The sequence below is a fragment of the Pseudoalteromonas sp. NC201 genome (assembly GCF_002850255.1).
Classification (GTDB): Bacteria; Pseudomonadota; Gammaproteobacteria; order Enterobacterales; family Alteromonadaceae; genus Pseudoalteromonas.
Genome location: NZ_CP022522.1, coordinates 3,726,140 through 3,752,500 on the forward strand (window position 1 = coordinate 3,726,140; position 26,361 = coordinate 3,752,500).

Below are 26,361 nucleotides of genomic sequence, written 5' to 3' on the forward strand. Positions count from 1 at the left end.
GATTATTTTCACAACTTAAGCTCGTAAATGTTCAATATTTATCTGCTAAATAGAGTTTTTACTCTACCCAAGAGATCAGTAAAGTTTTGCTGCCAAACTGGCAAGTTTTTTATTTTAGAAGAATAAAAGACACAATAAGACGGGATGACTGACGGTCTATCTGCTGATGCAGAATAGGATGTATAAATCGAGAAGGTATTTTCAAACAGGCACAAAAAAAGCACCCTAAAGGTGCTTTTTTCGACTAGACCAACAAGATTACTTCTTGCTGCTAAGTGCACCGAAACGCTTGTTAAAGCGATCTACACGGCCACCTGTGTCAAGGATCTTCTGCTTACCAGTGTAGAACGGGTGACATGCAGAACATACGTCTAGGTGAATATCTTTACATAGCGTTGAACGAGTTTCGAACTTGTTACCGCAAGAGCACGATGCAGTGATCGTCTCGTAATTAGGGTGAATACCTTCTTTCATAGCAACCTCTAGTTAAGGCCGTATCGCTCTCCAAACCCGAAGTCTGGCACCATACGTAGTTATACAAAAATGTGGACGCGTATTTTAGTGCTTAACTGAACAATCTACAAGCAATATTTCAGAGTTTTTTATCACCGTCGCAGAGTACGTTTTCAATTCGTACCACCTTAGGTATATACTTCGTCACTGCGCTCACTTTATGGAATTGTAATACATGCTCATTCTTGAAGTAGCTTTAAAGCTGCCACTGCACCGAACATTCGACTATTTGCTAGCACCAACCATGCAAGTTGAAGCAGGAATGAGAGTCACCGTCAATTTTGCCAACCGTCGCTGCACAGCGATTGCACTTGCTAAAAAAGACGACACCGATGTACCAAAAGAAAAACTCAAGCAAATTATTGAGGTGTTGGACGAGCATCCTGTCTTTAATCAAGCACAACTTAGCTTTTTACACTTTGTCTCCCAGTATTACTGTCATCCAATTGGCGATACCTTATTCACAGCACTGCCGGCAGTACTCAGAGATGGTGGAAGCCCAGACAAAACTCAGATCCCTATCGTCAGATTAACGGAAAAAGGGCAGAAACTACCAACACTGCGAGCCAAAAAGCAACAAGCGCTGCTTTCTCAATTACATGAAGGTGGTGCAATAAAATTAAGTGAACTCAAAGCGCTCGGATTTGCTAGCCAAACAATTAAAGCATTGGAAGAAAAAGCGCTTATCTCACAATCTATTGAGCATGATAGTGATTGGTCGCAAAACGAATTACAGCTAGGCGAAAAGCCACGCCTAAACGACCAGCAAGCGACTATTTGCAGCGCCGTTAATGCACAAGTCGGTTACCGTACCTTTTTAATCGAAGGTGTAACGGGAAGTGGTAAAACCGAAGTCTACTTACAGAGCCTTGAAAACATAATAAAAGCGGGTAAACAAGCACTGATCTTGGTGCCTGAAATTGGACTCACACCGCAAACAGTCAACCGCTTCAAAAAGCGCTTTAATAACCTGCCCATTGATTTATGGCACTCAAATCTAACCGATAATGAGCGCCTACATACTTGGCGTCGCGCCGAAAAGGGTCTGAGCGCTTTGGTTATCGGTACTCGCTCGGCCATTTTTTTGCCATTTCAAAATCTCGGCATGATCATCGTTGACGAAGAGCACGACAACTCGTTTAAACAGCAAGAAGGCCTGCGCTATCACGCCAGAGATCTCGCTGCATTTCGAGCGCATCAGGCACACTGCCCTTTGCTTTTGGGAACCGCAACACCGGCATTAGAAACATTACACAAAGCCATTACCAACAAATATCAACTCGTCACACTGAGTAAACGAGCGCAGACCCAGCACGACAACCAATTTCACCTTGTCGACATGAAAGGTCAGCCAGAACAAGGCGGGTTTTCACCAATGAGTTTACATTGGATGGAAAAAACACTCGCTCGCGGTAAGCAAGTTATGGTGTTTCTAAATCGTCGGGGCTTTGCACCAACATTGATGTGTCACGAATGCGGATGGCTTAATACCTGTAAACATTGCTCTACCAGCGCCACGTACCATAAAAATATGAACCGCTTGGTATGTCACCATTGCGGTGAGCAGGACTTTGTACCGAGACAGTGTCCAGATTGCGGCAGCACCCAAATCATGCCCACAGGGCTTGGTACAGAACAACTCGAAGGCTTTTTAAGCGAACGCTTCACTGATATTCCCGTTACTCGCATTGACCGAGATTCTACGCGCCGTAAGGGCAGCCTTGAAAGCGCCCTTGAAGAAATTAATCAAGGTGGCGCGCGAATTCTGGTCGGCACTCAAATGCTTGCCAAGGGCCACCACTTTGCCGATGTCAGCCTTGTGATTATCTTGGATGTGGACTCAGGACTTTACTCTTGTGACTTTAGAGCAACCGAGCAAATGGCACAGCTCATTACGCAAGTTGCTGGACGAGCCGGACGTGCCGGTGAAGCGGGAACCGTGTTATTGCAAACGCATTTTCCAGAACATCCATTATTGCAAGATTTAATTAATAATGGTTATGGCGACTTCGCGCGATATGCCTTACAAGAGCGTGAAGAAGCTATGCTTCCCCCCTTCGCACACTTAGCTATCATCCGCGCCGAGGCAACAAATATAAATACAGTATTGCGCTTTTTGTCGGATTTGGTTCCAGCTACCCCCTATCCTGGTATACAATTGCTGGGTCCAATTCCAGCACCACTTGAACGAATAGCTGGAAAGTTCAGATATCAATTACACATACACGCACAACAACGCACTGTGCTGCGGGACTACCTTTCGCAACTTGCGCGCTATATCGCTACGCATGAGTCTGCCAATCGAGTACGCTGGAGCATAGATGTTGATCCAATGGATAGCTATTAAAATCAAATAACCTATGGCACAGCACGATTACATCAATAAGAAACCTAAAGGCAAGGGGAAAGACAAGCCAGAAAAATCGGCGAAATTTCCTGTTATTGCTGCTATTTTTGCATTTCTACTAATCGGAGGGTTTGCCTACGGTCTTTGGTTTATAAAAACCAATGCCGATCCTAAAGAAGTAGAGCAAGCCAAAAACCCACACCCAGTTGCAGAGCAAAAGGTTAGTAAACCAAAACCTCGCCCACCTGAGTTCATTGAAGAAATTAAAAATCATGAAATCAAGGTCGAAGTTAAAGAGATCGAGAGCAAAGGTCCCTATCAAATGCAGTGTGGTTCATTTAGAACCCATAGCCAAGCCGAAGCCATGAAAGCCAAAGTTGCGTTTGCTGGATTAATCGCGGAGATCCGTCGTACCGAAGGGAGTAACGGTGTCTGGTATCGTGTCCGTCTTGGCCCCTACGATACCAAGCGTTTAGCAGAAAGCGATAAAAACAAATTACAACGCGTTGGGATATTTGGCTGCGGGATTTGGGGCTGGACTTGATTTTTATAAGTCCACCCATATTTCCTACTAATCTAGAGTTACACGGGCACAGGCCCAGATAAGGATTACTATGACTACCATCGTTAGTGTTCGTCGCGATGACAAAGTGGTTATCGGCGGTGATGGCCAAGTTTCGCTTGGTAACACAGTTATGAAAGGCAACGCACGTAAAGTACGTCGTCTATACAATGGTAAAGTACTGGCAGGTTTCGCTGGCGGTACAGCTGATGCATTTACATTATTTGAACGCTTTGAAGCAAAGCTAGAGATGCACCAAGGCCATCTCACTAAAGCAGCCGTAGAAATGGCAAAAGACTGGCGTACCGACAGAGCATTAAGAAGGCTTGAAGCCCTACTTGCGGTAGCCGATGAAACCGCCTCGCTTATCATCACAGGTAACGGCGACGTGGTGCAGCCAGAGCATGATCTTATTGCTATCGGCAGTGGTGGTAACTTCGCACAGGCGGCTGCAACCGCACTACTTGAAAATACAGACTTAAGTGCGAAAGAAATCGTGGAAAAGAGCCTGAAGATCGCCGGCGATATCTGCGTATTTACCAATAATTTCCAAACTATCGAAGAATTGTAATAGGACTCGTCATGACAGCTATGACTCCAAGAGAGATTGTGCACGAGCTTGATCAACACATTATCGGTCAGGACAAAGCCAAAAAAGCCGTCGCGATTGCACTGCGCAACCGTTGGCGTCGTATGCAGCTTGATGAAGAGCTGCGTGCAGAAGTTACACCAAAGAATATTTTGATGATCGGCCCAACGGGTGTGGGTAAAACTGAGATTGCCCGCCGTCTAGCAAAGCTTGCTAACGCACCATTTATCAAAGTAGAAGCGACTAAGTTCACCGAAGTGGGTTATGTTGGTAAAGAAGTTGAGACCATCATCCGCGATCTAGTCGAAGTTTCTTTTAAGCTAACACGTGAACAACAAACCAAGAAATTCAAATTCCGCGCTGAAGAAGCCGCCGAAGAGCGTATTTTAGATGCACTTTTGCCACCAGCAAAAGACGCTTATGGTGAGTCTCAGCCAAATGAAAACTCGTCAACACGCCAAGTATTTCGTAAGAAACTACGTGAAGGTCAGTTAGACGACAAAGAAATTGAGATCGACATCGCAGAAACGGCGCCTCATGTTGAGATCATGTCACCTCCTGGTATGGAAGAAATGACCAGCCAGCTACAGAGCATGTTCCAAAACATGTCGGGTGACAAGAAAAAGAACCGTAAGCTGAAAATTAAAGAAGCACTTAAGCTATTGATTGAAGAAGAAGCTGCAAAGCTTGTTAATCCAGAAGAGCTTAAAGAGCAAGCTATTGAGTCAGTTGAACAAAACGGTATCGTGTTCATTGATGAAATCGATAAAATTTGTAAGCGCGGAGAATCTTCTGGCCCAGATGTTAGCCGTGAAGGTGTACAACGCGACTTACTACCACTTATCGAAGGTTCAACCGTTAATACTAAACACGGCATGGTAAAAACCGACCACATTTTATTTATCGCGTCAGGTGCGTTCCAAATGGCCAAGCCGTCGGATTTAATCCCTGAACTACAAGGTCGTTTACCTATTCGCGTTGAACTAGAAGCACTAACTGCGGGTGATTTCAAACGTATTCTAACTGAGCCAAATGCATCTCTTACAGAGCAGCAACAAGCGCTACTGAAAACAGAAGACGTCACTATCGACTTTACCGATGACGCTATCACTAAACTGGCTGAAGCTGCATATCAGGTCAACGAGAAAACTGAAAACATCGGTGCGCGTCGCCTTCACACTGTGATGGAAAAACTGATGGAAGAGATTTCATTCGATGCCAGTGAAAAGGCCGGTGATACCTTGACAATTGATGCCGCCTACGTTGAACAGCATTTAGACATGCTTGTTCAGGATGAAGATTTAAGCCGCTTCATTCTGTAAATTAAAATCAAAAGCGGAGCCTTGCTCCGCTTTTTGAGTTATACCAATTATGTATCAAGTCACCAAACTTCATTACCATAAACTCAGTAAAGTACTCGATGCTTATTTTGAGGACGGCCGCTGTTTTACGCTAAGTGCCGAATTCTTACGAACACATTCACCATCCGCCGAAGTGCAAGGGCATAGTCCGGCGCAAAAGCAACTCGTGCTAAACAAACAGAATGTCGCCATAAAGAAAATTGAACCCGTTGGTCACTATGCTGCACGCTTTGTTTTTGATGATGGCCACGACTCAGGGCTCTACAGCTGGCAATACTTATACACTATAGCTACACAACACGATGCGCTATGGCAGGAATATGTAAACGCTGTAGAAGAGTATAAAACCCAAAAGGACAGCGTACCTATCAAGTTTGTGCCTTAACCAAACCGCCATAGCAATGCATGCTGCTCATGGTATTGAATAAAGTCATTCTTAAATGCAATGTACTTCTCCATATTCTGGTTACAGGCGTTTACAGCTTCTTGCTTAACCCTAGCATATTGCCTCGCTATATCTGGAAAAGTAATTAAATAGTCACGAAAGGCAAGGTGACGTTTAACTCCATCAGAACCGGCTAAAAAAGCATGCAGATGATGAGTTCTAGACGCTATGCCTTTACGAAAATAACGACGCCCAGCAATACCAAACTCTCCCATTATCTCATAACCTAAATCACGCAGTTTTTCTGACTCTATGTCTAATTTATCTAAGTCATTTACTTCCAATAGCATATCAACTATTGGTTTAGCACACAGCTGTGGCACCGATGTACTGCCTATATGGTGTAAAGCAGCTACATTTGCCTTGGATAGATGAGCGAGTATCGCCTGTTTCTCTTTATTGAACTGGTGCGGCCAATCCGAATTGTAACTTACCACTGCTACATTGGTATTCATTTAAGCGATACCTATCTTGAGTCTAAATAAAAACCCCACTAAAAATTAAGTGGGGTTTTGACATTAAGAACCTCAGGTTGAATTGGTGTTTATACCTGATACTTAGCCACGGCTTCGTGTAATACGCGCGCTTGCTCTGCGACTTCTTCACTACTTTGCGCATTAGAGTGAGCATGCTCTGAGGCACCTTGCGCAATGTCTCTGATCTTAACCACGTTTTTATTCACTTCTGAAGCAACTTGGTTTTGTTCATCAATTGCCGTCGCGATATGTGTGCTCATTTCCATAATCGTTTGCACATCTTGGGTGATCATGCTGAGCAACTCCCCAGCCTTTTCGGCTTGCGACACACTTTCATTGCCTTGTTCACGACATTGTTCCATGATGTTCACCACTTCTCGTGTACGCTGTTGCAGTGTAGAAATGATACTTTCGATTTCTTGCGTGGAGTCTTGAGTACGCTGCGCAAGTGACCTAACTTCATCCGCTACAACAGCAAAACCTCGACCTTGCTCTCCCGCACGTGCAGCTTCAATAGCAGCGTTTAGCGCAAGTAAGTTTGTTTGCTCTGCAATACCACGGATCACATCCAATACCGAGCCAATAGTTTCACCGTCACGCTCTAACTGAGCAACAACACTTGAAGCACCACCTAACGATTCCGATAACTGCATGATGTGCTCAATTGTTGCAGTAACCTCACGGCGACCTTGTTGCGCATTTTCATTCGTTGTCTCGGCTTTATGCGCCGCTTCACCCGTATTATGAGAAATGTCTTGGATCGTCGCTTGCATCTCGGTCGCAGCGGTTGCAACCATATCCGCTTCGTGCAACTGCTCAGCCATACCAGTACTCGTTTGGGCCGTTGTCTCCGTTAAATGATCCGTGGCTTCATTAATAGTTGCCAACGCTCCATTCACATCAGCAATGAGATCTCTGAAGTCAGAAATTAAGCTATTAAAATCACGGGTCATAATCGTGATTTCGTCATTACCGCTTTGTTCAATTTGTAGACTTAAATTATTTTCACGACGAATGCGCTCAATGGTTTGATAAACGCGCTCTACGGGCTGAATAATTGAGCGACTAGTCGATAACACCAAAGTCATCACGATAATACCAGCCACAACAAATACACCGATGGCAAGCATCTGAGTTTTATCAACGTTTTCTTTGATCTCTGCCTTTGCCTGCTCCACGACTTCAGAGACCACCGCATCACTTTTCTCAACACTCACTTTCATCTTGCCAAGCGCACCGCTCGTTAAATCTAAGCCAAGTGCTTCTTGTGCTCGAACTAAACCCGCAAATTTGGATTGATAGGTGCTCAATAAACTAAGTAGCTTAGATTGATATTGAGCGTTAAACCCAGCACTACGAATTTCCTGAGAAAACTGTGCAACTAGCTCGTCAAAACGCTTAAGATATTTGGTATCAAAACGTAACATAAAGTCTTTTTCGGCTCGACGAAGCTGCAGCATGGTTGAAAGGAGTTGATAATTCTGCTGCTCTTTTAGTAGTGTTTCTACCTCGTGTACCGCACCACGAAGCTCACCGTAAAGAGCATCCTTTGGATGCAAGCCAATTGTTTTTTGTAATTGCACCACTTTTTGAAAGTCATCGTAATAACTTTTTGCTAAGCGTTCAAATTCGTTGATCCGACCTAAATCGATATCAAAATCAGAAAAAGTACCTTGCAACAAAGCGAGCTTAGTTTGCAGCTCACGATACTCGTTTTCAAACTCATCGAGTGAATTTACCTGCTTGTAAAAAAGGAAATTTTTCTCGTGTTTGCGCATTGCTAATTCATGAATGTCGAGCTCTTCTGCATATTGAATGGTTTCATTCAATTTCAGCATAGTACGAGCTTCGTACATGATCATAATTAACATAACAACCAAGGCAATCCCTACCACTAATGCATTCACTTGCAAACGACGTCTGATAGTCAGATTTTCTAATACCGCCATCGGCTTACCTACAATGTTAATAGACTGGCTAAAGTATAGCTGAAGCCTTTCAGCCTTGCCTCATAATAGGTAATTATTCTGGGTTCATATTACAAATTAATATATTTACGCCGCTTTTACATACAAATTATTAACACCATTCCAGAGTTGATTGTGCAATAAATCAATATTGTGCCATTGACCTCCTATCAACCACTCCACTAGCAAGCTAGGATCGGATGGAAAATAAAACGATGCCTTCGCGTCTGTTCGCAGCCATTCTTCCAGCGCCCCAGCATTGAGATAATTCATCACTTGGGCATGACCGAGCTCGGCTAGCGTCTGCGCATTATTCTGCTGTTCAAATTGACCATCTAATGGTTTAAGTAGCAGTTTTTTACCGAGTTTTAATGCTTCACTAGACAGCTCAAACCCGGCATTTGCAATCACACCACTGGTATTTCTTAAGTCCTGAATAAACCCAGAACGACTCGGTTTTCTCAGGTGAATATGTTGCAAAGAAGCATTGTCAGCATCCGGGTGATAGCAGTAAAACTCCTTATCAGGGAAATCTTTTAACAACTCAATAATGCTATCCAAAGCTTCAAACGGCAGATAAACCAAAACTTTGTTAATTACCGATGCACATTGCTCCTGCTCAGCCTCGTAAGGAATAAAAGGCGGAATAATATGCTTATCAAACGGTTGCCAGTGCACCCCAAGATGAATATCAGCTGGTGCAAAATACCGGATCAGGGCTTTGTGCCAAGGCTGTACGGCAAATTGTGGAACAGCATCATATAAATATGACGCTTGATGACTCATTGCTATCACCGGAACCTTTGCCAGCTTTCCTGCCCACGCACTGACAGGCTCAAAGTCGTTAAAGATCAAATCATAACCTGATACATCTAATTTTCTAACGTCGCGAATAAACTCACCAAACTTGAGCGACTGAAAAGTTTTTAAACGATTTAACTGGCCACGCTCGGTAACGAATGACAACCCTCGGCAACTGCGATAATCACCAAAATCATGCATATCGAAATAGTTTTCCGAAGGACGTCCAGAAAAAAAGTAGTCAACAGAAATTCCCATGTTGCGAAAGCAATTTGCCATTACCCGAGCTCGAGTCGTATGGCCATTTCCCGTTCCTTGAACACCATATAGTATTTTCATACGCTTCCTAATATCACTATCGCTAAACTTGCACAGGCAACACCCATTGCCGCACCAAGCACCACATCAAGTGGATAATGTACCCCTACAATTACGCGTGACAATGACACTCCTGAAGCCCAAATCATCAACGGAAACGCAGCTAGTGGAATTTGCTCCATCAAGCAAGTCGCATATAGCCAAGCGCCAGCACTATGCCCCGAGGGCAGACTAAACTTATCACTCGGCGTCAACAAGGCTTTCACTGCGTAGCAGTCACATGGTCGTAATCGTGCAAAACGATTTTTTAGATAGAAGTAAAGCGGCCTTTCAATTGCAAAGGCCAAAATCACGGTGAGTGCAAATTGCTGACCTAGCTGCTCCAAAAACAGAGCGCACGCAATTGCGACCAACACATAGAGTCCACCGTTGCCACTTTTGGATAGACCTAATGCTATCAATCTAAACCAGTTTCTTGGTTTAGGGCAAAACACCACAAAGTATAATGCAGCGTCCAGCTCGGCTAGTTTTGCTTTCATCATTCGAGTCACGCCTAATTGCTCACAATATCAGCATAGAAGAGCAAAATAACAAATAGGTGACACTTTTAAGACACAAATATGTAAGTTGAATCAAAGCATTGCTAAGCACAAGTATGAGAGTATACTGGTTATCGACAATCAATATTCGAGGATTCAATATGGAATACAGCACTTCTGATCTTTGCGACCACTTTGCTGATGTGGTTGATGTGCTAGAGCCTATGTTCATCAATTTTGGCGGCCAGACGTCATTTAGTGGTCGTATCACTACCGTCAAATGTTTTGAAAACAATGAGCAAATCCAAGATGTACTACAACAAGACGGTACTGGTCGTGTGCTGCTCGTTGATGGTGGTGGTTCAACTCGTCGTGCACTGGTTGATATTGATTTAGCTGAGCTAGCGGTCGAGAACAACTGGCAAGGCATCATCGTTTACGGCGCGGTGCGCCATGTTGATGAATTAGAAGAAAGCGATATTGGCATTCAAGCAATCGCTTCTATCCCAGTAGCAGCAGATAGCAGTGGCAGCGGCGAAGTCGGCATTCCCGTTAATTTCGCAGGTGTCTCTTTTTACGAAGATGATTTTGTTTACGCCGACTCCACCGGCATTATCATCTCTGCGGAAGAGTTAATTTTAGAAGATGATAACGAAGACAATTAAGCGCTAGAAGTAACAGTCATGAGTACAGCAGTCCGTATATATGATGAAAGTAATATTGCCACTTTTGTCAGTGCAAGAGCCGGTGAAACCAGAATTTGGCAAAGCATAAGCTTTTTACAATGTGATCATGACTACGCGGCTTCGCTTAGAGACGCGGCCCAATTTGGGATCCGTTACGTGTTGTTGGGGATCCCCGAGGATATAGGTCCGCGCGCCAATTGCGGGCAAGGCGGCGCCGAGCTCGGTTGGCAAGCCTTCTTAAAACGCTTTTTGAATCAGCCCGATAACCAGTTTTTGTCAGGCGATAAGGTTTTGTTGCTAGGCGAGGTGGATACCCTCGCTATTCAAACGCGTGCACTATCGCTCGATAACGCTAATAGCGAACAGCTAGCGCAGCTGCGCACTCTCTGTGCTGACCTCGACAACCAAGTTATTGCAACCCTAGCACCTATCTTTGCTGCAGGCTTGGAGCCAATTATCATTGGTGGTGGTCATAATAATGCTTTTGGTATTTTGCAGGCACATTTTGAGGCCAGCAAGCGTGCCGCTGGTGCTATCAACTTTGACCCTCATGCTGACTTTCGAGCTTGTGAAGGGCGACATAGCGGTAATGGCTTCAGTTACGCGCATCAAGCTGGTAGTTTGTCGCATTATCATGTCATCGGCTTGCACGAGCACAAAAATAACCAAACAATCCTTACTCAATTGCAAAACGCTGGATTCGGATTTTCAAGTTATCAAGCGATAAAAACCAGGCAAACTCAGAGTTTATCCGCATCACTCGACAAAGCGTTGGCAACGATGCCAAGCGACATTCCATTAGGCGTAGAGTTAGACGTTGATGCCATCGTCGGTATGCCTGCAAGCGCCCTGACCTATCAAGGCTTCACAAGTAGCGATGCCGAATATTTTGTTTACCGTATGGCTCAGGCTCGAAATGCTAAATATTTGCACTTATGTGAAGCAGCCCCGGCTAGACACCCACTTGGTGAGCAGGCGGGTATCGAACATTGTGGTCAAATACTAACAAACCTTGCGAACGCTTATTTAAGTACCCGTCAACAGAGGTGCTAAACACTGTCACAGCCAAACCAATGTAAAGGTAAGGCGCTCCTAGTTATTGAGGCAGCCTTTGTTTCAGCCAACTGATCAAAATATTGCTGTTCTGTGGTCGAGAAAAGTAAAACCCTTGCGCTGCCACCGTGCCAATGCTTTTTACAAACTCGAGTTGCCCGAGAGATTCAATACCCTCGCCAATCACGCGACAGTGCTTTTCTTGATGCATCTCTACAATGCCTTTTACCAAGGATTTGGTATGCCCCATATGCTCTGGTTCTTGCGTCATATTGCGCGACAGTTTCACGTACTCAAAACGCAGTGCGGGTAATTTAGCAAGTACCAGCGGCGCATCACCAAAGCTATCGACACACATTTTTACACCCAAGTTCTTCAAACGACTGATCATCGCAATTTCTTGCTCATCTAGTTCGGCAAGCATACTAGCTGGACACTCGATAATGATAGCGCCAGGGCTTAACTGATGGTTGAGCATAGTGTAGTCAATAAACTCGATAAAGCTTTCGCTCAAGAGCTCAGCACCAAAGACATTAATACTGATGGGAACGCTGATCCCTTCCATTTTCAGTGCCAATGCAATTTCGCATGCACGCTCTAATACATATTCAGCAACGGGAATGGCAAGTCCAACTAAACGAATATCATCAATAAACTCATTGGCACTTAAAATCCCTTGCTTTGGATGCTGCCAACGCAACAATAATTCCACAAACTCAATGCTGTTATCTTCATGACGAACGACTGGATGAAAATAGAGCTCAAATTCAGATCTAAAGTTGATTTTAGCTAACTCCGACAACCTAACCTGTTGCTCCAGCCGATGAATTTGCATACGTTGTTGATACGGCACGACCTGTTGGTGGCTATGCTGATGCGCTTCTGATTGTGTATCTAGCGCTAAAAACACGCAAGAAATCAGGTTCTCAAGCTGCCCCATTTCTTCATCGCAATTCACATAACTCGCACGCATCATGATCTCTAACGTACAGCTACCAACATTGAATGGCTTTAAAGTGCTGTTTGATATTTCCTCTATCAGCTGCTCATGAAAGTGCTTACCATGCTTTAACGAACATACAAACGCAAAGTTAAGACCACCTAGATGCGCCATTTTCGCAGTTTCATTGCCATGAGTGATGGCCATAACATCGCCTGATTGCAAACATTGTGCAATACGATTAGCCGACTGAGCTAGCAGCAAGTCACCAAACTCACGCCCTAAATGAAAATTTACCTGCTCGAAACCCATGAGACGGACTAGCACGAGCATACAAGGGCTCCCTTCCGTTTGGCGATATTCATTAAAAGCACGTTTAAAACTTTGCCGACCAGGTAACCCCAAACTTTCATGCTCGGTGTGGTCATCATTGTGTTCTTTCAATTCAAATTCATTTGCGCTGCTATACGCTTGATAGGCAAGGAAAAGAATATACATAAACACAATGACAATTGCGCCATGCTGGGCAGGAAATGTCCATAGATATTCAGACACAGTCCACATTACCAAAGTGATTATCGCAGCAGCACTTATCAACAATAAGCCACTTTTGTGCTCCTGTAAGCCATGGAATAGATACAGGAGTATCGTCAGAGTAAGTAAATGTAATGTAGTGATATTGCCCGTAAAGGCGAGCAGTATTGCAAGTGTTGCACTGCTAAGGTGAGCCAGCTTGAGCATACCAGAGGGGCGCTGCAACATTAATGCTAACGCCCCCATTACAATGGCTCCGGCCATGCCAGCCATCATTGGCGTAATTAGTATCGCTATTCCTTCAGACAGCAATAATTCCGTGGCTCCGCCACTAGCTGTTGAAATTGAAAGCATAATTTGTTGCTTATAAAAGGATCATTACTGATTAAGTTTACCTAAGATCCACAAATTTGACAGGTCCGCTACACCAAATTGATAACTTAACTGTGCAGGATGGGTAATGTCCCATAACGCTAAGTCTGCGCGCGTTCCAACTTTCAATACTCCACGGTCGCTCAACCCCAAGGCTTTCGCAGCATTAACCGTAACACCGCTAAGCGCTTCTTCCGGTGTCATTCTAAATAATGTGCATGCCATATTCAGCATTAATCGCAGTGAGCACAAAGGCGCAGTACCTGGATTGAAGTCGCTCGCGAGTGCCATTGCTACTTTGTGCTTTCTGAGCAAGTCAATTGGTGGTAATTGCGTTTCTCGTAAGAAATAAAAAGCACCAGGTAAAAGTACCGCAGTAACGTCCCCTTTCGCCATTGCTTCCACACCTGCTTCATCAAGATATTCAATATGATCCGCTGAAAGTCCTTTAAACTTTGCCACCAGCTCGCTGCCATGTTGATTAGATAGCTGCTCAGCATGACATTTAATCTGTAACCCCAACTGTTGTGCTCGAGTAAATACTTGCTCAGTTTGCTGATAGGTAAATCCGACGTTCTCACAAAATACATCAACAGCCGTTGCTAATTGGCGCGAAGCAACTTGTGGCAGCATCTCATCACAGACTAAATCAATGTAGGCTTGGCTATTGTCTTTGTACTCTGGGGGTAATGCATGCGCGCCCAAGAACGTGCTATGCACATCAATCGGGTGATGCTCATTAAGTAGTTGATTAATTTCTAGCAGCTTTAGCTCATTTTCAACGTCTAGGCCGTAACCCGATTTACTTTCAACCGTGGTAACCCCTTCTTTGAGTAAACTATTCAAGCGGTTCTTACCGTTAACATACAGCGTTTCTCTGTCTGCTAATCGTGTCGCCTTAACGGTACTTGCGATACCACCACCTTGCGCGGCAATCTGTTGATATGACGCCCCCAGTAATCGTTGCTCAAATTCGTTGGCCCGAGAACCTGCAAATAAAATATGCGTGTGGCAGTCGATTAACCCTGGGGTCAACCATTGGCCATTGGCTTTATGAATAGGGGTTGCTATGGCGTCAACCTCAGGTAGTTCACTACGAGGGCCTAACCAATTAATTTTGCCATCTTTAATAGCGATCGCTGCGTTTTCTATCGCACCATAAGGGGTATCCAAATTGGGATCCATAGTTGCAATATTGACATCGATAATAAGCAAATCGGCTTCTAACATCATACTTGTCCTAATCTAAATCAAATCCATATGCCAACACATTAAAAGAAACTCGCTCACTGCGAGATTTATCCATTGAGTCTATCAGGGATACTTGTATATACAAGAGAAGTGTGCCATCTTTATTTACATAAATATGAACTCGAGACAACAACTGTGCCTGAGCTTCCTAAATTTGCGCTGATAAAACAATATATTATCGATAATATTCGCGCCGCGCGCTGGCTCGAAAACGAGCGCGTGCCGTCGGAAAATGAGTTAGCTGACCAATTTAATGTTAGCCGAATGACCGCAAGACGAGCACTAAGCGAGCTAACTGAAGCCGGAATTTTAACTCGTAGCCAAGGTCTAGGTACTTTTGTTGCCAGTTTTAAATCTCAGTCTTCGTTACTTGAGATCCGCAATATTGCCGACGAGGTCAACGCACGCAATGGCAAATACTCATGTACCGTACTGACGCTTGAACTTATTGCTGCAGTAGCGCCTATCGCCATTGCACTGGGTGTAGAAGCGGACGCGCCAGTCTACAGAAGCGTAATTGTACATAATGAAAATGAACAACCACTGCAAGTCGAAGAGCGCTTTGTCAATCCACAGTTGGCACCGGAGTATTTAGACCAAAACTTTGAACTGACTACCCCTCACGAATATTTATCTCAAGTCGCGCCACTCACAGAGGCTAGACACACCGTTGAAGCGGTTATGCCATCACCAGAGGTTTGCCAGTGGCTTGGGCTTTATAATGAAGAGCCATGTTTACAAATGATCCGCCGAACTTGGTCTGCAAAAGGCATTGTTAGCTTCGCAAGATTAATTTCGCCAGGCAGTAAATATCGCTTAGGTGGTCATCTCACCTTTAAGCAAAGGTCGTAACACATAAAGTGTCGCCAAATATCGCGGCAGATAAATCAAAACGACATGGCAGCCTCGGTTGTCATGCAATACAAATAGACTAACAACCTAGTGAAACTAAGCAATCGCAGCAACTAGACGTTTCACTTAGGTTGTATATACAACAGGAGAGAGCAGAATGAGTGACAACCCAAGATTAGACCCTAGCCGCGAGATCCGCGCGCCACGAGGTACAGACATTACCGCGAAGAACTGGCTTACTGAAGCGGCAAAGCGAATGTTGATGAATAACCTTGACCCTGAAGTTGCTGAGCACCCAAATGCACTAGTAGTTTATGGCGGTATTGGCCGCGCCGCTCGCGACTGGGCATGCTTCGATAAAATCGTCGAAACGTTAGACCGCTTAGAAGAAGACGAAACCTTACTGGTGCAATCAGGTAAACCTGTCGGGGTATTCAAAACTCATAGCAATGCTCCTCGCGTCTTAATTGCTAACTCAAATTTAGTACCACATTGGGCTAACTGGGATCACTTCAACGAACTCGATAAAAAAGGCCTGATGATGTACGGCCAGATGACCGCTGGTTCTTGGATCTATATTGGCTCACAAGGCATAGTGCAAGGCACATACGAGACCTTTGTAGCAATGGCAAAGCAACACTTTAATGGTGAGGCGAAAGGCAAGTGGATCTTAACGGGTGGCCTTGGCGGGATGGGCGGCGCACAACCACTCGCGGCAACAATGGCAGGCTTTAGCGCCCTCGTTGTTGAGTGTGATGAGTCACGAATCGATTTTCGTCTTAACACACGTTATGTGGACCGAAAGGCAACCACACTTGATGATGCATTAGCTATTATTGATGAAGCTAAGGCTGCTGGACAACCAGTATCGGTTGGCCTGCTGGGCAATGCCGCGGATGTGTATGCTGAATTGGTTGAGCGCAATATCACGCCTGACGTAGTGACCGATCAAACTTCTGCGCACGACCCACTAAACGGCTACTTACCGCAAACATGGACTATGGCTCAGGCAGCCGCGCTTCGCGAAAGCGATCCACAAGCAGTTGTAAAAGCCGCAAAACAATCTATGGCAGTGCAAGTACAAGCCATGCTAACGCTGCAATCGCGCGGGGCCGCGACAACTGACTACGGGAATAACATTCGCCAAATGGCCCTAGAAGAAGGGGTTGATAACGCCTTTGATTTCCCGGGCTTTGTTCCTGCCTATATTCGTCCACTGTTTTGCCAAGGCATAGGTCCATTTCGTTGGGTTGCGCTGTCTGGCGATCCTGAAGATATTTATAAAACAGACGCGAAAGTTAAAGAGCTTATCCCAGACGACCCACACCTTCACAATTGGTTAGACATGGCGCGCGAGCGCATTCAATTCCAAGGCCTGCCAGCTCGTATTTGCTGGGTTGGACTGAAGGACAGAGCGCGTTTAGCACGAGCATTCAACGAAATGGTCAAAAATGGAGAACTCAAAGCACCGATTGTGATTGGTCGTGATCACTTAGATTCTGGCTCTGTAGCCAGTCCAAACCGTGAAACGGAATCGATGATGGATGGTTCAGATGCAGTATCAGACTGGCCGTTACTCAATGCCTTGTTAAACACGGCTGGCGGTGCAACTTGGGTCTCACTGCATCACGGCGGTGGCGTTGGTATGGGCTTCAGTCAACATTCGGGAGTCGTTATTGTGGCAGATGGCACAGACGAAGCAGACGCCCGTTTATCTCGCGTACTATGGAATGACCCAGGTACCGGTGTAATGCGTCATGCCGATGCCGGCTATGACATAGCCAAAGACTGTGCAAAAGAACAAAAACTAGATTTACCTATGCTGGAAGGAAAGTAAGTATGTACTCACTAAATTTAATCTCAGGCCAACTGACTTTAAACACGTTACGACAAATCAATCAACAGCCTGTCCATCTCAGCTTAGAAGAATCAGCGAAAGCCGCTATTGCTAACAGTGCAGACACAGTTCAGAAAGTAATCAAAGAAGGACGCACCGTTTACGGCATTAATACGGGTTTTGGCTTGCTGGCCAACACCAAAATTGCAAAAGACGAATTAGAGTTGCTACAACGCTCTATTGTACTGTCGCACGCAGCCGGTATTGGCGAGTTAATGGACGATAGCACCGTTCGACTCATGATGGTGCTAAAAATCAATTCACTCTCTCGTGGTTTCTCTGGGATCCGCTTGGATGTAATTGAATTCTTAGCAGCCTTGGTTAATGCCGAAGTCTATCCTTGTGTGCCCAAGAAGGGCTCGGTCGGGGCATCAGGCGATCTCGCACCGCTATCGCATATGTGTTTACCGATCCTTGGCGAAGGCCAGGTTCGCTATCGTGGTGAGCTTATCGATGCCATCGATGGGTTAAAAATAGCAGGGCTTGAACCACTTACTTTAGCTGCAAAAGAAGGTCTCGCACTACTTAACGGTACACAAGCATCTACTGCTTTTGCACTGCAAGGCCTATTTAGAGCAGAAGATCTTTATGCGCAAAGCTGTGTCGTTGGTTCAATGAGCATTGAAGCAGCTATGGGCAGCCGCTCGCCGTTTGATGCTCGTATTCACGAAGTCCGTGGTCAGAAAGGCCAAATCGACACCGCACTGGCGTTTAGAGATATCTTACAAACTCGCTCAGAAATAAGTGATGCTCATGTTGATTGTGAAAAAGTACAAGATCCTTATTGCTTACGTTGTCAACCACAGGTGCTTGGTGCCTGTTTAACTCAGATCCGCCAGGCCGCTGAGGTGATCCTTGTAGAATCCAATGGGGTAACAGATAACCCGCTGGTATTTGCTGATGCTGGAGATATTATTTCTGGCGGCAACTTCCATGCAGAACCTATCGCGATGGCGGCTGATAACCTAGCGCTTGCCATTGCTGAAATTGGTGCATTGGCTGAGCGTCGTATCGCGCTGCTTATTGATTCGAGCTTATCAAAACTGCCTCCCTTCTTAGTTAACAATGGCGGTGTAAACTCGGGCTTTATGATTGCGCAAGTCACTGCTGCGGCACTGGCCTCTGAAAACAAAACACTCGCACATCCTGGCAGTGTTGACAGCCTCCCAACCTCGGCAAACCAAGAAGACCATGTTTCCATGGCAACCTTTGCGGCAAGACGCTTACAGGAAATGGCTGACAACACCCAAGGTGTACTCGCAGTTGAATATCTTGCTGCAGCGCAGGGGTTAGATTTTAGAGCGCCACTTAAGCCATCTGACAAAGTGGCTACTGCTCAGCAAATATTACGAGCAGTCGTGAGCTTTTATGACAAAGATAGGTATTTTGCACCCGATATTGAAAGTGCTAATGCGTTATTGGGTCAAGCTGCACTGGCGCACTTGCTACCAGCACAACTCTTACCTTCAGCCTAACTCAGATTCATTAACAATCGGATGATGATAGGCAAAGCCGAGTTCGGTAATACGCTCGGCTTTGATAATGCGCGCTTCTTCTTTTGACGAAGCGAAACTTGGCATCTTAGTCCCTAACTTTTCACAGTGATATTGATAAAACGCCTGTCTCGTGGGGTGCGCTGGATAGCAAACATTATAAATGTCTGCAGCATCATGCCACTGCACGATCACGGTATTGATTGCAGTAACAACATCACCGCGATGAACCATATTCACTCTACCATTCGCTGAGCTAGACAAGGCTTTTCCTGCTACAAATCGCCCAGGCTCCCTACCGGGACCTTGAAGACCTGCTAAGCGCACAACTTTACCGCCTGCGTTAAGCACCATCTCTTCAGCAGTTCTTAGTATATCAACACGCAGGTTGGCTTTATCCGCTAACTTACCTTGTTCATCATATTCACCATTTTCGGTGCTATAAACGCCAGTGGTCGAACACAATAAGAAACCTGCTGCTGACATCTTCTTTGCAAGTAACAATGCCTGTTCTAGCGTTTCTAAATAGTTACTATCGACATACCTAGCTCTTGGTGGGATCGCACACACCCAATACGCGCTGTGTAAAGAAATTGAGTGCGCTAAGGTGCCATTTTCAGTTAAGACCAGCTGCCTTGACCAGCTATGCATCTCGCTAGCTTGGGTTCTGGTGCCTTCTATTTGCCACCCTTGCAACTCAGCTTCGCGACACAACGCTTCACCGAGCCAACCCGCGCCCAGTACCACCAGACTGCGATTTAATACTTTCATATGAATATTACCTTAACCAAGAAGTTACCTTGTATTATCTATGTAAAAGAAGTTAACGCAAACGGTGGCGTTCTCCTGTTATCTATGGTTTGATTACCGTTTGCATAAGCTAAAAATAAGAAGTGTCATGCTTGAGAATTTATCCCTTAGAAAGAAAATATTGCTGCTAATTGGCGGCACCATTTCCGTATTATTAATTATTGCATCAAGCTTTTTCGTCAGCCATATTGCAACGCTCTCTCGAGATGGAATTGAACGAGAAACGCAAAGCTATATTCAAGCCGAAAAATTGGCGATGGAAGCATTCTTTGGCCAATACGGTAAAGTAGTTGAAACCTTTGTTTCTACGCCTCACAACATTCATTGGTTTGAAAATTATAATACCCGTGGCGCCGATCTGACTAAAGATAAAGACTATCAAGAGGTCAATGAAGACTTAGTTAGAATCGCCAAAGGTGATGAAAATATTCTCTCAGCCTTTATTGCCTCAGCAAACACCGGTGAATATTTTAAAGAAAATGATCGTACATCAGCATATTCAGATGGTCGACCTTACTACGCCTATCAGCGCCCATGGTGGCAGGATACGCTTGATGTAGGTAAATTGTATGTCGGTCCAATTGCCACCGATATCAATACCGGTGCGGTGTCTGCTGTGATCCGTCAACCTATCTACAATAACGCCGGCAAACTCGTCGCCATGGGTGGCGTCGACTTACAGATCAATAAATTGAACGATATGGTTGAACGTATCAAGTTTCAAGATAAAGGTTTTGGCTTTTTGCTCGATGGTGATTTAAATGTTGTGCATTTATCCAAGCGTACTGGTCATTCACTCTCTACCACAGATGAAGGCGAGAAAGGCAAAGAAGGTTTAGATGGCCTTGAATCCCAGTTTTCCAATACATCAGGCTTTGACGCTCTAAATGCCGCTATCAAGCGTAACCCCGTTGGCAATAGTACAGTCACGTTCAAAGGGGAAGCGTATTATGTTGTTTATGACAATGTGAAATTAGACAACCCCCTATTGGATTGGCACGTTGGCCTACTTATTCCGGTGTCGCTGATCGAAGCGCCTGTAAATGACGCCGTAATGAGCACAATCACAGCCTTGATTATTATCTTAGCCATTATCGTGGCAATGATCTTGCTCGCCACGCAAATGATCACCAAACCGATTGTAGCGCTTACCGAAACCATGCGAGACATCGCATCAGGTGAAGGCGACCTAACTAGACGTATCGATATCACCAGTAAAGATGAAGTTGGTCAACTCGCGCTGCATATGAATACCTTCATCGATAAACTTAGAGCAATGATGCTCGATACCGCAGCACAAGCTGAACAATTAAGTAATGCTTCCGCCCAATTGCGTGAAGTATCAAACAATACTAACAGCGAAATTCAGCGCGAAAAAGAACAGGTAGATAGCGTAAGCGCGGCAGTGACCGAGATGGCAGCCACTGTGACTGAAATCTCACGTAATGCACAAGAGACCAACCAAGCCGCTGATGTCGTACAACGTATTACCAATGAAGGTGCAGGACGTTCATCACAAGCCCAAGAAGTCATGACTGAACTAGCACTCCATATTGGTGAGGCCGCAAAAGTGGTTGCCGGACTTGAACAAGAAACCAGTAACATAGGTGCTGTTATCGATGTGATTAACGGTATTGCTGAACAAACGAACTTACTGGCACTCAATGCCGCCATAGAAGCCGCCAGAGCGGGCGAGCAAGGTCGAGGCTTTGCGGTGGTTGCTGATGAAGTCAGATCGCTTGCAAGCCGCACGCAAGAGTCTACCGATGACATTCGTAATATGATCTCTCGTTTACAGCAAATTGCACAACAAGCTTCAGTGATGATGCAGCAAGGTCAAGACCGCGCAGAGGGGACCGTAGAGGAAACGCAAGCCGTGCTTGATGCCTTAAAAGAAATCACAGAGTCGGTCACGACAGTACAAGACCAGAGCCATCAAATTGCGACATCAACAGAGCAGCAAACCGTTGTTGCAGAAGATATTAACAATAGTCTTAACCAAATTAATGAGCTCGTTAATAGCACGGCCAACCACGCCAATGTACTGGCAGATGAAGCCCGTGACTTGAACGACTTAGCCAAGGCGCTGAACTCAACAGTCAACCAATTTAAGCTTTAATCAAACACCAAAACACGTCGCAATCGCGGCGTGTTTTGATCTGAGGCAAATCTAACCTAGACGGTAAAAAGTACACTGACACTCTTAATAAAACTCGAGAGTGCGTATCGTGATTAATTTACCTATTTGGAATGATTCCCTTATCAACAAGTACAATATATCTGGTCCTAGATATACCTCATATCCAACGGCCTTATCGCTTGAGTCTGGTTATAGCCAAAAAGAGTTACAAGCGGCTATTACGGGCTCTAAATCTCGTTCACTCTCGCTGTATATTCATATCCCTTTTTGTCATCAACTATGTTACTACTGTGGCTGTAATAAAATCATTACTCGTCATCAATCCAAAGCTGACGTTTACCTAGATTACTTAGCGCAAGAAATCGCAGCAAAAGCGCTGCTATTTTCTGAGTATCGTGTAGAACAACTTCATTTAGGCGGTGGTACACCAACTTTCTTAACTACAGAGCAAATGACACGTCTAATCGAAATGCTCAATAGTGCATTTAACTTCTCTCAAAGTGCACAGCGTGGTATTGAAATAGACCCAAGATCACTTGCACCAAATATGATGCGTCACCTACACGAGCTCGGATTTAATCGTGTGTCTTTTGGCGTACAAGATTTTAATGATGAAGTACAAGCTGCGGTAAACCGCCCACAGCATCTAGATGAAGTGCTGGCTATCTTAACTGAAGCGAGAACGCTCGGTTTTAAATCTATTAATATGGATATGATCTATGGGTTACCATTTCAAACAGTAGAGAGCTACAAGCAAACGATTGAGCAACTTATTGCGCTTTCTCCCGATAGAGTCTCTGTATTTAACTATGCCCATCTTCCGGATAGATTTGCAGCACAGCGAAAGCTAAAAGAGGCCGACATGCCAAGTGCGGGAGAAAAACTTGAGATCTTTAAGCAAACACTGGAACAGATGACCACTGCTGGATATCAATTCATCGGTATGGATCACTTCGCCAAAAAAGACGATGAGCTAGCTGTGGCGCAAAATGAAGGGCATCTACACCGTAATTTTCAAGGCTATACCACTCATGGCGAGTGCGACCTGTTAGGTCTTGGTGTGTCATCCATTTCTCAAATTGGTCATATGATCTTGCAAAATGAGAAAGAGTTAAAACCTTATTATCATGCTTTAAGTGATAAAAGATGTGCGATCACTAAAGGGATAACCTTAAGTGGTGATGATGAAATACGCGCGGCTGTGATCAAACAGCTTATTTGTCATTTTGAGTTAGATAAAAAGGTGTTCGAGCAACGTTATGATATAAATTTTGACGAATATTTCGATCAAGCACTTAACGCTCTAGAGCCGCTAGCAGCAGATGGACTGGTAGAGCTGAATGAACACTCCATAAAAGTCACAAGTAACGGCAATTTGTTTATTCGCATCATCTGCATGTGCTTTGATGCTTACTTACAAAACCAAGTCAAAAACACCCGCTTCTCTCGCGTTATTTAACCACCTAACCCTCTCAAACCTCCCACAATACTGTGTTTATGGTGGGAGTGAGTGCACCTCGCGAGCCTTTCTATGCCCCAAAGCTATACCCAAACAGAAAAAACCGTCGTATTGTTGAAACGGGTTTTGATGTACATGGGTGTTCCACATTATCTTTGAGCCGAAACTTTCATTGTAAGCCATCGGCGGGTAAACCACCTTATATGGACTGCTCCAATTGTACAAGCCATTTTTAGCATTATTGGTGTGATTGCGTGCTTATATCCGGGCTCTTGATGAGGTGCTACCTCGGCCTCTTTGATGTATTCGCGCCCTTGTGCCTTCTCTCCCACGCGGTATTTGTATACACCTGCGGTTTAACAGGCTCTCAAGGGTGGGTCTCACCGCTTAATGCTCTATCTTGGCTTGTTCAATACTGGGGGTAATCTCAGTATGCTTTCTGCTTTTACGTTCTATTTATCTTGATTTGTTCTTCTGTTACTCAGTGCTACACCGCTAAGATTTTTGGCTCGTATGTTGAGCCGTTTTTAAGTAAGGCATAGGCTGTTCTAACCGTTTTGTTGGCCAATGCAATGGCAACACATTTCACGCTTTTCTTGGTGAGTAGATTTTTTATCCAGCGTTCTTTCTCTGTGGTCGCTTCTTTATGTTTTAGCCTACTGACTACCGTTCTTGCACCGAGAAACAGGTTTTTCCTTAATGTATTGCCTCGTCTTTTGGGGATATGGCCTATCTTGGCTTTTCCGCCTGATGAGTGCTGTGTCGGTGTTACACCAGCACATGCCGCCGCCCCTCTGGCATTACTAAATTGTGAGGTATTGCCTAAAAAGGATAACAGCTCTATCGCGGTAATTGGGCCAACACCTTCTAATGCCATTAAACGCTGGCAGCTCTCATTTTGCTTGGTTATCGCTTCAACTTGTTTATGTAGCTGTGCTTTAGCGTCGCATTGTGTTTTATATAGGTCATAACTCACCGCGAGTGCTTGTTTTAATGCGATGGGGAGCGCATTTTCAGCATCTTCTAAAATATCTGGAACGACTTGTGTTAACGCAGCATCGCCTTGATTAATAACAATACCAAACTCTAATAGCAATCCACGTATTTGATTTGAAAGCTGAGTCTTTTGTTTATCTACTAAGGTTCTCGCTTGGCTCAATGACTGCAACGTTTGCTCTTCAACTGTCATGATTTTACAGGGCTTTACGTTATATGCTTGGCTTGCACTGGCAATGGCGAGAACATCGTTTGCATCGGTTTTTTGGCCTTGCCTAAACGCTTTAACGAACTTAGGGGGAAGCAACATGACATCATGCCCCAGCGACAGCGCTTTGCGAGCAATAAGCTGGGCGCTACCACAAGCTTCCATCACGACCTTTGAACCCTCGGCTTTTGCTAGCAACTCAAACATAGGTTCGCGTTTCATTGGCTTATTAAACTTGAGTTTATTGCCTTTCAGCTGCGCCACCTGGAAAATGTTTTTTGCCAAGTCGATAGCAATTAAATTAGACTGTGTCATGTATGGACTCCTTATTTGGTAAAAGTGTTTTGCAATATCTTTATACCGTACTCTCCCGTTAAGGGGGAGGAGTCCATACATCTCCCACCATGTTGCACTGTGCCTATACTGTGGTAGGAGCGAGTTTACCTCGCGATGTGTTGATTGGCTTGTGAGGTTTTATATCTCTCAAATCTCTATACCCCAAACAGAAAAAAACCCGTCGCATTACTGCAACGGGTTTCTCTTATTTGGCCCTGGCGATGTTCTACTTTCACATGGGTAATCCACACTATCATCGACGCTGTTTTGTTTCACTTCTGAGTTCGGCATGGGGTCAGGTGGGTCCAAAACGCTATAGTCACCAGGAAATTCTGTTCATCAATGAAGTCTCCCTCATCAATGTAAATCCGGAAAAAGCTATTAAATTCTTTTGTCTACTTTAGTCTATTAACTTCTGTCGCTTATAAACCACTTTGGCGTTGTATGGTTAAGCCTCTCGGGTAATTAGTACGAGTTAGCTTAATGCCTCACAGCACTTCCACATCTCGCCTATCAACGTTGTAGTCTTCAACGGCCCTTCAGTTGACTCTAAGTCAAAGTGAGAACTCATCTCGAGGCCTGCTTCCCGCTTAGATGCTTTCAGCGGTTATCAGTTCCGAACGTAGCTACCGGGCAATGCAATTGGCATCACAACCCGAACACCAGCGGTTCGTCCACTCCGGTCCTCTCGTACTAGGAGCAGCCCCTCTCAATTCTCAAACGCCCACGGCAGATAGGGACCGAACTGTCTCACGACGTTCTAAACCCAGCTCGCGTACCACTTTAAATGGCGAACAGCCATACCCTTGGGACCGACTTCAGCCCCAGGATGTGATGAGCCGACATCGAGGTGCCAAACACCGCCGTCGATATGAACTCTTGGGCGGTATCAGCCTGTTATCCCCGGAGTACCTTTTATCCGTTGAGCGATGGCCCTTCCATTCAGAACCACCGGATCACTATGACCTACTTTCGTACCTGCTCGACGTGTCTGTCTCGCAGTTAAGCTTGCTTCTACCATTACACTAACCGTACGATGTCCGACCGTACTTAGCAAACCTTCGTGCTCCTCCGTTACTCTTTGGGAGGAGACCGCCCCAGTCAAACTACCCACCAGGCACTGTCCTCAACCCCGATTCAGGGGCCTAAGTTAGAACATCAACACTACAAGGGTGGTATTTCAAGGTCGGCTCCACAGAAACTAGCGTTCCTGCTTCAAAGCCTCCCACCTATCCTACACATGTAGGGTCAATGTTCAGTGCCAAGCTGTAGTAAAGGTTCACGGGGTCTTTCCGTCTAGCCGCGGGTACACAGCATCTTCACTGCGATTTCAATTTCACTGAGTCTCGGGTGGAGACAGCGTGGCCATGGTTACACCATTCGTGCAGGTCGGAACTTACCCGACAAGGAATTTCG

The 26,361-nt window shown here is 45.0% G+C and carries 21 protein-coding genes and 2 rRNA genes (1 of these 23 running past the window's edge); 12 read left to right on the plus strand and 11 right to left on the minus strand.

The features are described 5' to 3' along the window. Positions 1-258 precede the first annotated feature (258 nt). Positions 259-474, minus strand: coding sequence for a 50S ribosomal protein L31 (gene rpmE, locus PNC201_RS16315; protein ID WP_010607053.1), 216 nt, complete (start codon positions 472-474; stop codon positions 259-261). 214 nt (positions 475-688) lie between these two features. Here rpmE and priA point away from each other — a divergent pair, with 214 nt between their 5' ends. The 5 genes from priA (at position 689) to PNC201_RS16340 (ending at position 5,757) form a co-directional block, all read left to right on the plus strand. Continuing rightward, positions 689-2,860 (plus strand): primosomal protein N', encoded by a 2,172-nt coding sequence (priA, locus tag PNC201_RS16320; RefSeq protein WP_102057635.1) that lies wholly within the window; start codon positions 689-691, stop codon positions 2,858-2,860. Between the two features lie 13 nt (positions 2,861-2,873). After that, positions 2,874-3,404: an SPOR domain-containing protein gene (locus PNC201_RS16325; RefSeq protein ID WP_010368930.1), complete on the plus strand. Its 531-nt coding sequence runs from the start codon at positions 2,874-2,876 to the stop codon at positions 3,402-3,404. Between the two features lie 70 nt (positions 3,405-3,474). Continuing rightward, positions 3,475-3,993 (plus strand): ATP-dependent protease subunit HslV, encoded by a 519-nt coding sequence (gene hslV, locus PNC201_RS16330; RefSeq protein ID WP_010368932.1) that lies wholly within the window; start codon positions 3,475-3,477, stop codon positions 3,991-3,993. A gap of 11 nt (positions 3,994-4,004) precedes the next feature. After that, the gene (hslU, locus tag PNC201_RS16335; RefSeq protein WP_010368934.1) at positions 4,005-5,333 is read left to right on the plus strand and encodes an HslU--HslV peptidase ATPase subunit; all 1,329 of its coding nucleotides are present in this window, start codon (positions 4,005-4,007) and stop codon (positions 5,331-5,333) included. Positions 5,334-5,382: 49 nt separating this feature from the next. Then, complete coding sequence (locus PNC201_RS16340; protein WP_102057636.1) at positions 5,383-5,757, plus strand: gamma-butyrobetaine hydroxylase-like domain-containing protein; 375 nt, start codon at positions 5,383-5,385, stop codon at positions 5,755-5,757. Here the strand turns inward: PNC201_RS16340 and PNC201_RS16345 are convergent. The 4 genes from PNC201_RS16345 to PNC201_RS16360 all read right to left on the minus strand — a co-directional run bounded on the left by PNC201_RS16345 (position 5,754) and on the right by PNC201_RS16360 (position 9,921). Continuing rightward, complete coding sequence (locus tag PNC201_RS16345; RefSeq protein ID WP_102057637.1) at positions 5,754-6,272, minus strand: GrpB family protein; 519 nt, start codon at positions 6,270-6,272, stop codon at positions 5,754-5,756. The two genes, PNC201_RS16340 and PNC201_RS16345, sit on opposite strands and share 4 nt — an antisense overlap. 89 nt (positions 6,273-6,361) lie before the next feature. Continuing rightward, entirely contained in the window at positions 6,362-8,242 is a 1,881-nt protein-coding gene (locus tag PNC201_RS16350; RefSeq protein WP_102057638.1) for a methyl-accepting chemotaxis protein, read from the minus strand. A 105-nt stretch (positions 8,243-8,347) separates the two neighbouring features. Continuing rightward, positions 8,348-9,400 (minus strand): MJ1255/VC2487 family glycosyltransferase, encoded by a 1,053-nt coding sequence (locus PNC201_RS16355; RefSeq protein WP_102057639.1) that lies wholly within the window; start codon positions 9,398-9,400, stop codon positions 8,348-8,350. Next, positions 9,397-9,921, minus strand: coding sequence for a phosphatase PAP2 family protein (locus tag PNC201_RS16360; RefSeq protein WP_010368944.1), 525 nt, complete (start codon positions 9,919-9,921; stop codon positions 9,397-9,399). The genes PNC201_RS16355 and PNC201_RS16360 overlap by 4 nt, the downstream gene beginning before the upstream one ends. Positions 9,922-10,079: 158 nt before the next feature. Between PNC201_RS16360 and rraA the strand changes: the two genes are divergently transcribed. After that, positions 10,080-10,583: a ribonuclease E activity regulator RraA gene (gene rraA / locus PNC201_RS16365; RefSeq protein WP_010607046.1), complete on the plus strand. Its 504-nt coding sequence runs from the start codon at positions 10,080-10,082 to the stop codon at positions 10,581-10,583. Between the two features lie 18 nt (positions 10,584-10,601). Further along, positions 10,602-11,657 (plus strand): arginase family protein, encoded by a 1,056-nt coding sequence (locus PNC201_RS16370; protein WP_102057640.1) that lies wholly within the window; start codon positions 10,602-10,604, stop codon positions 11,655-11,657. A 43-nt stretch (positions 11,658-11,700) separates the two neighbouring features. On the opposite strand, the gene PNC201_RS16375 is transcribed toward PNC201_RS16370, so the two are convergent. Beyond that, positions 11,701-13,485, minus strand: coding sequence for an EAL domain-containing protein (locus tag PNC201_RS16375; protein WP_010607044.1), 1,785 nt, complete (start codon positions 13,483-13,485; stop codon positions 11,701-11,703). Between the two features lie 24 nt (positions 13,486-13,509). Further along, positions 13,510-14,733 carry an imidazolonepropionase gene (gene hutI / locus PNC201_RS16380; RefSeq protein WP_102057641.1) on the minus strand — a complete coding sequence of 408 codons (1,224 nt, stop codon included), beginning with the start codon at positions 14,731-14,733 and terminating at the stop codon, positions 13,510-13,512. A gap of 111 nt (positions 14,734-14,844) precedes the next feature. Here hutI and hutC point away from each other — a divergent pair, with 111 nt between their 5' ends. From hutC to hutH, 3 genes are all read left to right on the plus strand, one after another. After that, entirely contained in the window at positions 14,845-15,606 is a 762-nt protein-coding gene (gene hutC / locus PNC201_RS16385) for a histidine utilization repressor (RefSeq protein ID WP_017217272.1), read from the plus strand. A 157-nt stretch (positions 15,607-15,763) separates the two neighbouring features. Further along, positions 15,764-17,443 carry a urocanate hydratase gene (gene hutU, locus PNC201_RS16390; protein WP_102057642.1) on the plus strand — a complete coding sequence of 560 codons (1,680 nt, stop codon included), beginning with the start codon at positions 15,764-15,766 and terminating at the stop codon, positions 17,441-17,443. 2 nt (positions 17,444-17,445) lie between these two features. Next, positions 17,446-18,978 (plus strand): histidine ammonia-lyase, encoded by a 1,533-nt coding sequence (hutH, locus tag PNC201_RS16395; protein ID WP_102057643.1) that lies wholly within the window; start codon positions 17,446-17,448, stop codon positions 18,976-18,978. On the opposite strand, the gene PNC201_RS16400 is transcribed toward hutH, so the two are convergent. Further along, positions 18,970-19,767 carry an NADP-binding protein gene (locus PNC201_RS16400; protein ID WP_102057644.1) on the minus strand — a complete coding sequence of 266 codons (798 nt, stop codon included), beginning with the start codon at positions 19,765-19,767 and terminating at the stop codon, positions 18,970-18,972. The two genes, hutH and PNC201_RS16400, sit on opposite strands and share 9 nt — an antisense overlap. 127 nt (positions 19,768-19,894) lie before the next feature. Here PNC201_RS16400 and PNC201_RS16405 point away from each other — a divergent pair, with 127 nt between their 5' ends. Then, positions 19,895-21,925, plus strand: coding sequence for a methyl-accepting chemotaxis protein (locus tag PNC201_RS16405; protein WP_102057645.1), 2,031 nt, complete (start codon positions 19,895-19,897; stop codon positions 21,923-21,925). Between the two features lie 109 nt (positions 21,926-22,034). Then, positions 22,035-23,405 (plus strand): oxygen-independent coproporphyrinogen III oxidase, encoded by a 1,371-nt coding sequence (gene hemN / locus PNC201_RS16410; protein WP_102057889.1) that lies wholly within the window; start codon positions 22,035-22,037, stop codon positions 23,403-23,405. A gap of 487 nt (positions 23,406-23,892) precedes the next feature. Here the strand turns inward: hemN and PNC201_RS16420 are convergent, their stop codons facing one another. The 3 genes from PNC201_RS16420 to PNC201_RS16430 all read right to left on the minus strand — a co-directional run. Continuing rightward, entirely contained in the window at positions 23,893-24,924 is a 1,032-nt protein-coding gene (locus PNC201_RS16420; protein ID WP_158299131.1) for an IS110 family transposase, read from the minus strand. A gap of 234 nt (positions 24,925-25,158) precedes the next feature. Continuing rightward, positions 25,159-25,272, minus strand: a 5S ribosomal RNA gene (gene rrf / locus PNC201_RS16425). Positions 25,273-25,389: 117 nt separating this feature from the next. Further along, positions 25,390-26,361: ribosomal RNA gene (locus tag PNC201_RS16430) — 23S ribosomal RNA — on the minus strand; it runs 1,913 nt beyond the window's last position.

What these genes read in the sequence shown, in the direction of transcription:
- hslU (WP_010368934.1), top strand. Translation starts at nt 4,005, where the DNA reads ATGACAGCTATGACTCCAAGAGAGATTGTGCACGAGCTTGATCAACAC.
- hutH (WP_102057643.1), top strand. Translation starts at nt 17,446, where the DNA reads ATGTACTCACTAAATTTAATCTCAGGCCAACTGACTTTAAACACGTTA.
- PNC201_RS16370 (WP_102057640.1), top strand. Translation starts at nt 10,602, where the DNA reads ATGAGTACAGCAGTCCGTATATATGATGAAAGTAATATTGCCACTTTT.
- PNC201_RS16360 (WP_010368944.1), bottom strand. Translation starts at nt 9,921, where the DNA reads ATGATGAAAGCAAAACTAGCCGAGCTGGACGCTGCATTATACTTTGTG.
- priA (WP_102057635.1), top strand. Translation starts at nt 689, where the DNA reads ATGCTCATTCTTGAAGTAGCTTTAAAGCTGCCACTGCACCGAACATTC.
- hutU (WP_102057642.1), top strand. Translation starts at nt 15,764, where the DNA reads ATGAGTGACAACCCAAGATTAGACCCTAGCCGCGAGATCCGCGCGCCA.
- PNC201_RS16405 (WP_102057645.1), top strand. Translation starts at nt 19,895, where the DNA reads ATGCTTGAGAATTTATCCCTTAGAAAGAAAATATTGCTGCTAATTGGC.
- hslV (WP_010368932.1), top strand. Translation starts at nt 3,475, where the DNA reads ATGACTACCATCGTTAGTGTTCGTCGCGATGACAAAGTGGTTATCGGC.
- PNC201_RS16375 (WP_010607044.1), bottom strand. Translation starts at nt 13,485, where the DNA reads ATGCTTTCAATTTCAACAGCTAGTGGCGGAGCCACGGAATTATTGCTG.
- hutI (WP_102057641.1), bottom strand. Translation starts at nt 14,733, where the DNA reads ATGTTAGAAGCCGATTTGCTTATTATCGATGTCAATATTGCAACTATG.
- PNC201_RS16325 (WP_010368930.1), top strand. Translation starts at nt 2,874, where the DNA reads ATGGCACAGCACGATTACATCAATAAGAAACCTAAAGGCAAGGGGAAA.
- PNC201_RS16350 (WP_102057638.1), bottom strand. Translation starts at nt 8,242, where the DNA reads ATGGCGGTATTAGAAAATCTGACTATCAGACGTCGTTTGCAAGTGAAT.
- PNC201_RS16420 (WP_158299131.1), bottom strand. Translation starts at nt 24,924, where the DNA reads ATGACACAGTCTAATTTAATTGCTATCGACTTGGCAAAAAACATTTTC.
- rraA (WP_010607046.1), top strand. Translation starts at nt 10,080, where the DNA reads ATGGAATACAGCACTTCTGATCTTTGCGACCACTTTGCTGATGTGGTT.
- PNC201_RS16345 (WP_102057637.1), bottom strand. Translation starts at nt 6,272, where the DNA reads ATGAATACCAATGTAGCAGTGGTAAGTTACAATTCGGATTGGCCGCAC.
- PNC201_RS16400 (WP_102057644.1), bottom strand. Translation starts at nt 19,767, where the DNA reads ATGAAAGTATTAAATCGCAGTCTGGTGGTACTGGGCGCGGGTTGGCTC.
- rpmE (WP_010607053.1), bottom strand. Translation starts at nt 474, where the DNA reads ATGAAAGAAGGTATTCACCCTAATTACGAGACGATCACTGCATCGTGC.
- PNC201_RS16340 (WP_102057636.1), top strand. Translation starts at nt 5,383, where the DNA reads ATGTATCAAGTCACCAAACTTCATTACCATAAACTCAGTAAAGTACTC.
- PNC201_RS16355 (WP_102057639.1), bottom strand. Translation starts at nt 9,400, where the DNA reads ATGAAAATACTATATGGTGTTCAAGGAACGGGAAATGGCCATACGACT.